Source organism: Terrimonas rubra, from assembly GCF_042686025.1.
GTDB classification, from domain to species: Bacteria; Bacteroidota; Bacteroidia; order Chitinophagales; family Chitinophagaceae; genus Terrimonas; species Terrimonas rubra.
On sequence record NZ_JBHUOZ010000003.1, the window covers coordinates 1,303,036 to 1,316,027 of the forward strand.

Sequence of the window (12,992 nt, forward strand, 5' to 3'; positions counted from 1 at the left end):
TTACCTCAAAACTATAAAAATGTGAACAAAGAAACACTGGGGGCGTTTCTGTTTGGAAATCAGTATCGGCTTTTGGATCGTATCTTTGCAGCCGTAAGCGAAAAACAATTATGGCTAAAAGTGCGGATCAAAAAACGAACAACCAGGAAATAGCAGTGATGGGTGCCAAAGTGCACAATCTCAAAAATATCAGTCTAAATATTCCCAAGAATAAATTAGTGGTGGTTACCGGCATCAGCGGCAGCGGAAAATCGTCGCTTGCCTTTGATACCATTTATGCTGAAGGACAGCGCCGTTATATGGAAACATTCGGCGCCTATGCCCGCCAGTTCATTGGCGATATGGAAAGACCCGATGTTGATAAGATAACCGGCTTATCACCGGTGATATCGATTGAACAGAAGACAACCAATAAAAATCCAAGATCTACGGTGGGTACCATTACCGAGCTGTATGATTTTTTCAGGTTATTGTATGCCCGTATAGGTGAAGCTTATTCGTACAATACGGGTAAGCGCATGGTGAAGTGGAGCGAAGAACAGATCGTAAATGATATACTGGAAAAGTATGCCGGACAAAAGATAACCATACTGGCGCCAATGATCCGTGGCCGTAAAGGACATTACCGGGAATTGTTCGAAGATATACGCAAGAAAGGGTTTTTAAAAGTAAGGGTGGATGGTGAGATACAGGATGTAGTAGCAAAAATGCAGGTAGATCGGTATAAGGTACATGATATTGAGTTGGTGATCGACCGCATGGAAGTGTCGGATGAATTAAGGACCCGGTTGAGCCAGAGTACACAGCAGGGGTTGAAAACAGGCAAGGACCTGTTATTTATTTTAGTGAACGATACCAATAAACTGGTACAATACAGTAAGATGCTGATGTGTGAGGATACCGGCATTAGTTATGAAGAACCCTCGCCTAATTCCTTTTCTTTTAACTCACCTTACGGAGCCTGTCCTACCTGCCGGGGTTTGGGTACTACTTATTCCATTAATATGGATGCTGTAATACCGGACAGGACGGTAACCATTAAAGACGGCGGTATAGTGCCGGTAGGTGAGGAAAGAGATGCGCATATTTATAAGCAGGTACAGGCACTGGCCAAGAAGAATAAGATACCCCTGAATAAACCCATTGCGGAGATACCGGAAAAATTGCTGAACCTGATATTGTTTGGTAATGAAGGTGGGGATGTAACGGATACGGATTATGACCAGTACCAGTATGATCCGCAGGCGCCTTTTGAAGGGGTGGTGAATATGCTGAACCGGTGGTTTCATGGGAATACCACGGAAAATATTAAAGAGTGGGCCGAACAGTATATGCAAACCCAAACCTGCGAAAGCTGTGGTGGTGCCCGGTTAAAAAAAGAAAGTCTTTGGTTCAAGATAGCAGGCCGGAATATATCCGAGTTAAGTGATATGAATCTGGATAACCTGGCGGCCTGGTTGGATGGTATTGAATTACGGATTGATAACCGCCAGAAAACCATTGGTAAGGATATATTAAAAGAGATAAGGGAACGGTTACAGTTTTTGCTGGATGTGGGATTAACCTACCTGGCCTTGAGCCGTACTTCCCGCACATTAAGTGGTGGTGAATCGCAGCGTATACGCCTGGCCACACAGATAGGCTCGCAGTTGCGCGGTATAACGTATATATTGGATGAACCCTCTATTGGTTTGCACCAGCGGGATAATCATAAACTGATACAGGCTTTACAATCCTTACGGGATATAGGTAACAGCCTGATAGTAGTGGAGCATGATAAGGATATAATGCTGGCGGCAGATTATTTAATTGATATTGGTCCCAAAGCCGGTATACATGGCGGTAAAGTAGTAGCAGAAGGTTTACCCAAGGATATTGTAAAACTGGATACCATTACGGCCGGTTACCTGAATGGCAGCAATAAGATTGAAACACCTGCTGTCCGCAGGAAAGGGAATGGTAAGAGCCTGGATATTAAAGGGGCAACGGGGAATAATTTACAAAATGTATCAGTGAGTTTCCCCCTGGGAAAGATGATCGTGGTAACGGGGGTAAGCGGCAGCGGCAAATCGACACTGATCAATGAAACCCTGTACCCGATACTATCGCAGCATGCCTATAAATCCAAGCAGGCGCCCCTGCCTTATAAATCGGTAAAAGGATTAGAACATATTGATAAAGTGATTGAGATAGACCAGCTACCGATCGGACGTACACCAAGAAGTAACCCGGCTACTTACTGCGGCTTTTTTACTGATATACGGACTTTGTTTGCTTCCTTACCCGAAGCAAAAATAAGAGGGTATAATGCGGGCCGTTTTTCGTTTAATGTAAAGAGTGGCCGTTGCGAAGTTTGTGAAGGGGGCGGTATGCGGGTGATAGAAATGAATTTTTTACCCGATGTATATGTGCCTTGTGAGAAGTGTAATGGTAAACGATATAACCGCGAAACACTGGAGATACGGTACAAAGGTAAATCCATTGCCGATGTACTGGAGATGACCGTGGAAGATGCAGTTCAGTTTTTTCAGCCGGTGCCTTATATATACCGTAAAATAAAAGTGTTGGAAGAGGTAGGCTTGGGTTATATTACTCTGGGCCAATCGGCTGTAACCCTTAGTGGCGGTGAAGCACAGCGTGTGAAGCTGTCTACTGAATTAGGCAAAAGAGATACCGGTAAAACCTTTTATATACTGGATGAACCTACTACCGGTTTACATTTCGAGGATATAAAACACTTGTTGCATATATTGACCCAACTGGTAGAAAAAGGAAATACGGTATTAGTGATTGAACATAATATGGACGTGATAAAAATGGCCGATCATATTATTGATATTGGCCCCGAAGGCGGTGATGGCGGTGGCCAGGTATTGTTTGAGGGTACACCGGAGAAGTTAGTAAAGGTGAAAGAAAGCCATACGGCGATGTACCTGAAGACTGAATTGTAAAGTTATATTCCATTACCATTACTATGGACCATAAGAAGAACCCTGGGGTATAAAAATAAAAAAGAGGTTTGATAGCCTCTTTTTTATTAAATAGTTTTCAGGTTGGGTATAATGATAAATCTTTGGGGGAATAATGGTTAAATCCCGTAGGAAACAGGGAGCATCAGAAAATCTTTTCGGGTGTGGTATGGTACCATGTTTTTCATCCGGATATATTGGATTTTACATGAAGTCCCTGTTAGTACGGGTCCTTAGTTATGAGAAAAAAAAGAACTGCCAAAGAAAAATCCGGTAAAAATGAAATGACAACGTTTAATAAAATTTTTAAAAAGAAAGACCAATAGAGAACGGATTAGGTTTATTCAACCAGGGTATCAGATTTTATTAAAGTATCAGTTCATATAATTTACCGGACAAAGTGGTTTTTGTGGTTAATACAGTATGTGCGACTTATAAAAGGGTACCTGATTAATAAAATACCGGGCATCTCAACTGCTTGCGGGCACGTTTGTTAGGTGTATCACCTTCATTGAAACGGATACCTACTTTCAACAGTGTTGAGAAAAATGAGTCATTGTCTTTAGGGTCACCACGCTGAACACCTTCACTGTTACCAGGGTTGGAACCCGGGGTGTTGTTTAACTGGCGGTAGTGCATTTGTTTGGCTAATGCCGCCTGGTCAGGTGACAAGTAAGTATCAAAATGAATAGGGTCGATATAATTTTTACTTACATCATCAATATAGTCTGTAAACAACTGACGGTGTAATAATTCAAGGCCAACATACATTTTATCCGTTACGTAATATTTAATACCCAGGCCCATTGGTATCTCCAGCTGGAAAAGACTGTAAGGCTTCCTGTCGGGGTATTCGGCCATTCCCTGGCCCTCGGTTCTTAAGGGTTGTAAGGCTACCCAGTTCCCGTTATTATCTTTGGCTTTTGGATTAAACCTGAAACCGCCGATACCGATCACCCCGTAGGGTCTTAATTTGCCTTTTAAACCATCGTAACGCTCCAGGAAAACAGTAGGGTATACTTCGGCAGCTACATAGGCTTCCCAGATATGAGATTTAAAATGAAGATTCCTGTTGATACGGTAAATTTCATCACCCCCTTTGTTTGGAGCCTGTGCGTCATTACCCTCTACCACACCATGATTCAATGCTAAACGAAAGTTCAGCCATTCATTGGGATGATAAGAAAGGTAGGCACTTGTAGCCAGTTTTGTCAATGGAAGGTCAATGTCTTTAATAAAGCCTCTACCGGTTCCGGCAGATCCACCCAGGTCACCTAAAAAAAACATAGGGCCAAGGCCGATGCCGGCTTCTAAATTTCCATTTTGACTAAAAACAGACTGGGCTTTTGATTGGGGGGAATAGAAAAAGGAGCATACAGCAATACTCAGCACGCATAGGCGTGCTTTCAAAATAGCTCGGTTCATAGATATCAGATTTTCGGTTTCTCTTATTGGTTTCGGATGCTAAATTAGAGAAAGCTCAAATCCTGACAAGAATTGATATAATTTTTTTTAAGTATTTGGTCTTTTTCTGCGTGTAGTACTTCGTTAATTTACGAGTACCGGCATGTGTTTATACTTTTTCAGGCTCAGGAACGCAACATTTTTATATGGTCAATACCGTCTTCATCATAAATATCACTTACCTGTGCAAAGCCGAAAGATTCGTAAAATTTTTTCAAATATAACTGGGCTCCTATCTTAATGGCTGTTTCTCCATATAACTGTAAAGTAGCGTCAATACTACGTTGTACCAGTTCTTTTCCATAACCGGAACCTCTTGTTTCGCCGGCAGTGGCAATGCGGCCGATAGATGGTTCAATATAGGATAAACCGGGCGGTACGATCCTGGAGCAGGCAATTGTTTTATTATCCTGTTCAGCAAACAGGTGAAAACACTCGTTGTCTTTTCCGTCGAGATCAAGGTACACACAGTTTTGCTCCACCACAAAGACCTCTGAACGAAGGCGAAGTATATTGTATAATTGAACAGGTGTAAGATCGTTGAAGTGTATGAGTTGCCAGCTGGCCTGTTGATCAGTAGTCATATTTATCTTTCCACAGTTTTTTTAAATAGTTTCTTAATTCATTTTCCCTGGCATTGTTACCCGGTTCGTAAAATTTGGTGCCTGCTATTTTATCAGGGAGAAATTCCTGGTTAACAAAGTTGTTATCATAGTTGTGTGCATATTGGTAATCGGCGCCATAATCCAGCTTTTTCATCAGTTGGGTAGGGGCGTTGCGTAAATGCAGGGGAACAGGCAGATCGCCTGTTTTTTGTACCATGGCCGCTGCACTGCCAATAGCCATATAGGAGGCATTACTCTTGGCCGAACTGGCTAAATACACAGCACATTGTGATAAGATGATACGGGATTCGGGGTTGCCTACTTTATTAACGGCTTCAAAAGTGGCATTGGCCAGCAACAAGGCATTGGGATTGGCATTGCCTATATCTTCACTGGCCAATATTACTAAACGGCGGGCTATGAATTTAATGTCCTCACCGCCATCCAGCATACGGGCCAGCCAGTACACTGCTCCATTGGGATCGCTGCCACGGATGGATTTTATAAAAGCGGAAATAATATCATAATGCTGTTCCCCGGCTTTATCATATAAAGCTACTTTCCGTTGCGCAATTTTCATTACCTGCTCATCGGTAATAATGGTTTGACCCTGTTCATTAAAAGGGGTACTGGTTACTACCAGTTCAAATAAGTTGAGTAGTTTACGGGCGTCGCCACCTGAGATGTTCAACAGGGCAGCTGTTTCCTGCAACTGTACTTTTTTTACTTTAATATATTCATCCTTTTCCATGGCCTTATGCAATAAAGCAATAAGATCATCCGGATCCAGTGCTTTCAATACATATACCTGTGAGCGGCTTAATAAGGCGCTGTTAACCTCAAAGGAAGGGTTTTCGGTAGTTGCGCCAATGAGGGTGACCGTGCCTTTTTCTACAGCACCTAATAATGCATCCTGCTGGCTTTTATTAAAGCGGTGGATCTCATCAATAAACAGGATAGCATTATGCGCATGCCTGGCATGGTCAATTACCTCCCGGATATCTTTTACACCTGAGCTGATGGCACTGAGGGTGAAGAAAGGAACTGATAAAGTATTCGCGATGATATTGGCCAGGGTGGTTTTACCGGTGCCCGGCGGCCCCCAGAGGATCATGGAAGGGATCTTACCTGCTTCAATCGCTGTGCGTAAAATACTGCCCTTGCCAACAAGATGTTCTTGTCCGGTAAGTTCGTCCAAATTGGCGGGTCTGATTCTTTCGGCGAGGGGAGTCATTAATAATCATTTAAACTATATGTAAAGGTCACATTTTTTTAGCAATCGGAGGGTATAATTGCTATTAAATTTAGTTTTTTTGCTGAACCGTGTTACAACAGCCGAAGTGTGCGACGCAAGGAACGATGCCCAAAGAACCATATGCCCGGCCCTAAATAAAAAGACCGGCAAAAACCGGTCTTTTAAAATTATAGTAAGGCTTATTAAATTAGTCTTTAGCTTTTGGCTTAACAGACGATTTAACAGGCGCTTTAGTTTCTTTACGTTCACCTTTTAAGGTAGAGGCTATTTTGATAGCTTCATAGGCATTAACGATTCCACCGTTACGGCTTAATTCACTGAAATCAACTTCTTCTTTGGTACCGGGGTCCAATACTTTGCCATTAGGTACGGTAACCGATTTTTCAATCGCATATTTTACCTGCTCGGCAGTAAGTTTAGGATAGTAGTTTAAAATAAATGCCGCTAAACCTGCCACCACGGGTGAAGCCATACTGGTACCCTGTAAATTGGCATAAGTATTACCACCCGGAACGGTTGCATAGATCTTCACACCGGGCGCAAAAACGTCCACTTCTTTTTTACCGTAGTTAGAGAAGTTAGCGGTTAAACCACCTTCTTTAATGCTCAGGCTGGGTCCGCTGGCACCAACAGTGATCCAGTTAGAAGCACGCTGGCCGTTTTCATAAACCGGGGTAGGGAAGTTAAAAGTGGTATCCAGGTTTTTAGCACTGTTACCGGCCGCATGTACCAGTAATACACCTTTGCTTTGTGCATATTGAACCGCTTCATCCACCCATTTTTTTTCAGGAGAGTAGGATTTACCAAAGCTCATGTTAATGATCCTGGCGCCATTATCTACTGCATAACGGATAGCAAGGGCAATGTCTTTATCATGCTCGTCACCATCAGGTACAGCTCTCACCGTCATAATTTTTACATTATCGGCTACACCATCCATACCTACACCGTTGTTACGGGCAGCGGCAATAATACCTGAAACGTGTGTGCCGTGCATAGCGGCACTGTTAGATACCATCAAGTTGTTGTTGCCGTAAAAACGGTCATTGATGTCATTGTAGTTATCGTTTACAACATTCCCCCTGTAATTGGTAGGTGGAGTGTCCACTGCTTTTAATTTTTCCACTTCACCGGATAACTGGTTCAGGATGGCCACATTGCTGATCTCATCTGTTTCGTTCATTTTACATAAAGAAAGCAGTTGTCCTTTTGCTTTTAAAGCCGCGGCATTGGTGGTGGTATAGGTAGCCAGGTCTTTACAGGTATATTCCTCTTTATCTAATTCTTTTTTAATCACACTGTCGCCATCCAGCAGGGTTTTATACATACGGTTTAACATCATCACCGAAAAAGCATCCATTTCGCCGGCTACTTCTTCTTTGGCCATGGCCCACATTTCATATTCCTTTGCTTCGGCACCGGTAAAACTGCTGGCAGATTTACCCTCGAATTTGGCTTTGTATTTATGGTATACCCTTGCTGCTTCGTAGGAGTCCTTATCAACATTGGTATTGTTTTTACCACCCAGGAAGTTCCAGCCGTGTACATCATCTACATAGCCATTGTTATCATCATCAATACCATTACCCGGAATTTCTTTGGTGTTTACCCATAATACCGATTTCAGGTCCTCGTGCAGGGTATCAATACCCGAATCAATTACGGCTACAATAACCGGCTCACTTTTTAGCTTTTTAGCTTTCACAAAAGCATAAGCTTTGTCCATACTGATACCATAGTATCCACTATCCTTACTGTCCAATAAATGCCAGCCTTGTGGTACGTCCTTTTTCTGGGCTACCAGGTTTAAGCTAAACAGGCCAGCGGCAATAAATAAAGCAAATCGTTTGAAAGAATTAATCATATTGTGTCTTTTCATGCTACAAATTTGATAAATATGCGAAATTAATGTTTACCATTCATACATTTTTACAAAACAAAAAAACCTCTGTTTTATTTATAACAGAGGTTTTGGTTATGTTGTTGACGGAAAACTGCCTGGTTTAGTTGCTTATGGTTATTTCAACCCTCCTGTTCTGTTTACGGGCCTGTTCGGTTTTGGCAGGATTAAGTGGTTTATCTGGTCCGTAACCCTTGCTATTCAACCTTTCAGCATCAATTCCTTTGCCGGTAATATAATCCTTCACGGCATCGGCACGTTGCTGTGATAAACGCATATTCACTTCACGCTGACCTTCATCACTGCTGTGTCCGTCGATCTGCAGGTGTACAGTCGGGTTTTGTTGCAGTATTTCCACCACTTCATCCAGTACTACAGTAGAACCCTGGGTCAATACCGCCTGGTTTTTAGTGAACTGGATCTTTTTAGCTACAAAAGTCAGTTTTTTAACAATTTCTTGTTTCTTTTCTTCGGCAATGGCCGGGCAACCCTGTAATGCTTTTAAGCCGGCAACCTGCGGACATTTATCTTCCTCGTCATTTACACCATCCCCATCGCTGTCGGGTACAGGACAGCCTTTATACCTTGCTACACCGGCCACTGTGGGACAGGCATCATCTTTATCCAGTATACCATCATTATCTGTATCAGGCCATGGACAACCATTGTTTTCTTTAGGACCAGGAACAGCAGGACATTTATCGTCTTTATCCAGTACACCATCTTTGTCCGTATCGGCATAAGGGCAGCCATGGTTAGCGGCAGGACCGGCTTCCAGCGGACAGCCATCCTCGTTATCAGGCAAGCCGTCATTATCGCTATCCGGGCAACCGGCAAATTCAGCCTTACCGGGAACAGTAGGACATTTATCCTTATCATCCGGTACGCCGTCCTTATCAGTATCTTTTTCGGTTTTATTGATATTACCCAGGTATAAACCTAAAGTGCCGCCAATTACCTGGTGGTTATATTGACTGGCTGTATAATCTTTAGGTGTAAAGAATTTATTCAGTCCCTGGCTGTAATTAGCAGTTAAGAATACCCTGCCAAATTCAAAACCTGCCAATGCATTAAAGCCGAAGTCAAATATCTTATAAGCATCGGGTTCGTTGCCTACCTGCAGGTCTTTGTTCTCATCTTTCTGGTATGCGCCATTTTTAGCAAAGGTTTCCTTTTCATGCCGGCCATTGAAGAAGAAAGAACCGTAAGGCCCGGCGCCGATTATGAACTTGCTTTTTTTACCCATCGGCAGTTTGTATACAATATTCAATGGGATATCTATATAGTTAAGCAATTGTTTGGAACGGATATTGGCAATATCGGAAACAGTAGTATCAAACAGTTGGTTGAATTTGCGCCCTTTCTGGGTAAAAAGTACACCAGGCTGGAAGAAGAAACGGGAGCCCTCTTTAAAAGGGAGATCGGCAATAACGCCGATATGTATGCCGGTGCGGCCCTGGTAATATCCCTTGGTCTCATCCCAGTCGGGCAGGTTGTTTTTTTCTAAAATGTTGGAGGAGTGACCACCTATTTGTAAGCCTACCCGGGATTGTGCCATTGCAGTAAAAGTACCCAGCAGCAGACCAATAGCAACAATAGTGTAACGAATCATGCGATAAAAGTTAGTTTCAGGGATATGATTTCGGGTGTAAAAATTGCAATTATTTCGCAAACGGCAAAAGTATTATGCTAAAATTGCCGCTTATACAACTGTATATCAGCATTTTTAGTATAAAGTCAGCTGTATTTATTTTTTAATTGCCTGTAGCCGTAACCTGTTTTTGCTTCCGGTATTTTGCCAGGTTAATGAGTAAAACACTGGTTAAAATAATGCTCAGGCCCAATACCTGCATCCAGGTTATTTTTTCATGGGCAAAAAATACACCTAATAGTACGGCTACTACCGGGTTAACATAACCGTATGTACTTACTTGAGTTACTGGCCTAACGCTTAATAACCATACATAGGCACTGTAAGCGATAATGGAGCCGAAAAACACCAGGTAGAGTACCGCCATCCAGGCTTTGGTGGGTACGGCCTGCCATTCAAAGTTTTGCCATTCGTTGGTAAACAAACTGCATATAAAGAATGCAAAAGCTGCAGCTAACATTTGCCAGGAACTGTTGACCAGCGCCGATCCGCCGGCATTGTATTTTGAATATAGGGAACCGCCTGCCCAGCTTATGGTGCCTATCACCAGTGCCAGTAACGCTGCAATGATGGGGCCGTTACTTCCACTCAGGTTCATATTGGAGAACTGGTCGCCAAACAACAACAGTACGCCGATAAAGCCTATCACCAGGCCGATAATGGTTTCTTTGCTGTTGAAGTTTGTTTTCCATTGCGGCTTATCAAGTATCACAAACCATAAAGGAGAGGATGATACCAATACCGCAGCCAATGAACTGGGAATTATTTTTTCCGCATAAATAACGGCGCCGGTACCAATGAATAACAATAAAAAACCGGTAACAGCAGCTATCCGGATATTTCTTTTGTTCCAGAACTGCTCTCTTTGATAGAAACACCAGCTTGCCAATATCAGGCCCGATGCAATAAAGCGCAGGAAGCCCATGATAAAAGGCGGAATATCGTGTATGGCTACCTGTATAAAGAAATAAGTGGATCCCCAGACAATATATAAAATGGCAAAAGCCAGTATCACCATGGCAGGCGAGGCCTGCGTGTTTTTTGTTGACATGTTAATAGTTATTCCCAGATAAACAAACCCTTCCTGTAAATGTTGTAACGCCTGCAAAATTAGGTTTGTCCTGTTAACTATTAATAAACATTTTAAGAGCGGTTGTAGTTAAGTTTTGTCCCGCAGATAAACGGAGATTAAAATACAGCGCAGATTTACGCAGATGGTAATTGGAGGGTATGTATTTGTTGGGTGCTGTATTGAGTTTTGTCCCGTAGATCAACGCAGATGAAAGTGCAGCGCAGATTTGCGCAGATGGTAATTGGTGGGTATGTATTTGTTGGGTGCTGTACTGAGTTTTGTGCCGCAGATGAACGCAGATTAAAATACAGCGCAGATTTGCGCAGATGGTAATTGGTGGGTATGTATTTGTTGGGTGCTGTATTGAGTTTTGTCCCGCAGATGAACGCAGATTAAAATACAGCGCAGATTTGCGCAGATGGGAATTGGAGGGCATGTATTTGTTGAGTGCTGTACTGAGTTTTGTCCCGCAGATGAACGGAGATTAAAATACAGCGCAGATTTGCGCAGATGGGAATTGGAGAATAATGATGTGCTACTTAAAAAAAATCAGCGAAAATCTGCGAAACAAATCCCCGGAAATCTGCGGGATAAAAAAAGCCGGCTTTCGCCGGCTCACTCACCATGGCAATCCCACTTATTGCCATCCACCACCAAGGCTTTTATAAATATTCACTGTTGCGATCAATTGTTCTTTAATGGTATCTACCAGTTCCAGTTTTGCATCCAGTGCGTCACGCTGTGTCATTAATACTTCCAGGTAATCGGCCCTGGCCGATTTGAACAGGTCGCCGGAAATAGCAATGGACTGTGTCAATGCTTCCACTTCTTTTGATTTTAATGCATAACTCTTCTGCAGGTTTTGAATGTTGGACAGGGTAGAAGATACTTCCACACAGGCCGTTACAATACTGCGTTCATATTCATACATGGCCTGTAACTGCCGTGCATTGGCATTATAAAATTCTACTTTAATAGCCCTGCGGTTGATCAACGGACCTACCAGGTCGCCTGCAAGAGAGTATAACAGGGATTCGGGTAAACGGGTAATATAGGCCGGGTTAAAAGCCTGTACACCAAAGGAGGCAGACAGGTCCAGTGAAGGATAGAATTCGGCCCTCGCTACTTTTACATCCAGTTTAGCGGCTGCCAGTTCCAGCTCGGCCTGTTTAATATCCGGACGATTGGTTAATAACTGTGCCGGTATGCCACTGTTAATGGATTGCGGTAAAAGGCTGGTGGCAAATGCCGCCGTACTTCTTGTAACCGGCTGTGGAAAACGGCCCAGTAAAAGATTGATACGGTTCTCCGTTTCTGTTATCTGTTGCAGGATATTGAACTCAAGGCTTTGCGAACTGTATACTTCCGCTTCAAATTTTTTAACGGCCAACTCTGTTGCCTTGCTGGCCTCTTTCTGCACTTTTACAATCTCCAGGGCATTGTTTTGTAAGGCGATATTCTGTTTTACAATGGCCAGTTGATTATCCAGCGCCAGCAGTTCATAATAAGAACTGGCTATTTCGGCCACCAGGTTGGTGATTACAAAATTTTTACCTTCAATAGTGGAAAGATATTTTGTAATAGCTGCTTTTTTTGCATTGCGTAATTTTTTCCAGATATCCACTTCCCAACTGGCCACGGCCGACAGGTTAAAATCACCTAAGGGTTCGGGCATGGCTTTACCTGGCTTGATATCGGTACCGGCATCACCGGCCCCCTGGCTGGTATAACGACCTACTTTTTCAACACCCATAGCGGCGCGGTAGTTTACAGCGGGTAATAGTTTACCCTGGCGTATACCTATTTCATTACGGCTGATCTCGATTTCCTGCAGGGTGATCAATAACTCCTGGTTGTTTTTTAAAGCCGTATCAATCAGGTTGATCAACAAAGGGTCAGTGAAAAATTGCCGCCATTGAATAGTTGCCGTATTCGCAGTATCACGGTTATTTGAAAATGATTGCGGTACTGTTTTGTTTTCCTCCCTCTGTGTTACTGCCGGTATTTTACAACTTACCAGTATAAAGCAGATACCGGCGAAGAGTAAAGGGACATATATTTTTTTGTTGAACATAA

At 42.9% G+C, this 12,992-nt stretch carries 8 protein-coding genes; 1 reads left to right on the plus strand and 7 read right to left on the minus strand.

What is annotated here, in order from left to right:
* Nucleotides 1-110 precede the first annotated feature (110 nt).
* Complete coding sequence (gene uvrA, locus ACFS6H_RS14670) at nt 111-2,951, plus strand: excinuclease ABC subunit UvrA (protein WP_386100345.1); 2,841 nt, start codon at nt 111-113, stop codon at nt 2,949-2,951.
* A 468-nt stretch (nt 2,952-3,419) separates the two neighbouring features.
* On the opposite strand, the gene ACFS6H_RS14675 is transcribed toward uvrA, so the two are convergent.
* The 7 genes from ACFS6H_RS14675 to ACFS6H_RS14705 all read right to left on the minus strand — a co-directional run bounded on the left by ACFS6H_RS14675 (nt 3,420) and on the right by ACFS6H_RS14705 (nt 12,990).
* Entirely contained in the window at nt 3,420-4,394 is a 975-nt protein-coding gene (locus ACFS6H_RS14675) for a hypothetical protein (protein WP_386100349.1), read from the minus strand.
* A gap of 164 nt (nt 4,395-4,558) precedes the next feature.
* The gene (locus tag ACFS6H_RS14680) at nt 4,559-5,017 is read right to left on the minus strand and encodes a GNAT family N-acetyltransferase (RefSeq protein WP_386100352.1); all 459 of its coding nucleotides are present in this window, start codon (nt 5,015-5,017) and stop codon (nt 4,559-4,561) included.
* Nucleotides 5,007-6,272 (minus strand): replication-associated recombination protein A, encoded by a 1,266-nt coding sequence (locus ACFS6H_RS14685; RefSeq protein ID WP_386100355.1) that lies wholly within the window; start codon nt 6,270-6,272, stop codon nt 5,007-5,009. Before ACFS6H_RS14685 ends, ACFS6H_RS14680 begins: the two co-directional genes overlap by 11 nt.
* A 208-nt stretch (nt 6,273-6,480) precedes the next feature.
* A complete protein-coding gene (locus tag ACFS6H_RS14690) occupies nt 6,481-8,172 on the minus strand; it encodes a S8 family peptidase (protein ID WP_386100358.1) in 1,692 nt (563 codons plus the stop codon).
* 124 nt (nt 8,173-8,296) lie between these two features.
* Complete coding sequence (locus ACFS6H_RS14695; protein WP_386100361.1) at nt 8,297-9,805, minus strand: OmpA family protein; 1,509 nt, start codon at nt 9,803-9,805, stop codon at nt 8,297-8,299.
* 142 nt (nt 9,806-9,947) lie between these two features.
* Entirely contained in the window at nt 9,948-10,895 is a 948-nt protein-coding gene (locus ACFS6H_RS14700; protein ID WP_386100364.1) for an EamA family transporter, read from the minus strand.
* Between the two features lie 658 nt (nt 10,896-11,553).
* A complete protein-coding gene (locus ACFS6H_RS14705) occupies nt 11,554-12,990 on the minus strand; it encodes a TolC family protein (RefSeq protein ID WP_386100367.1) in 1,437 nt (478 codons plus the stop codon).
* Nucleotides 12,991-12,992 lie beyond the last annotated feature (2 nt).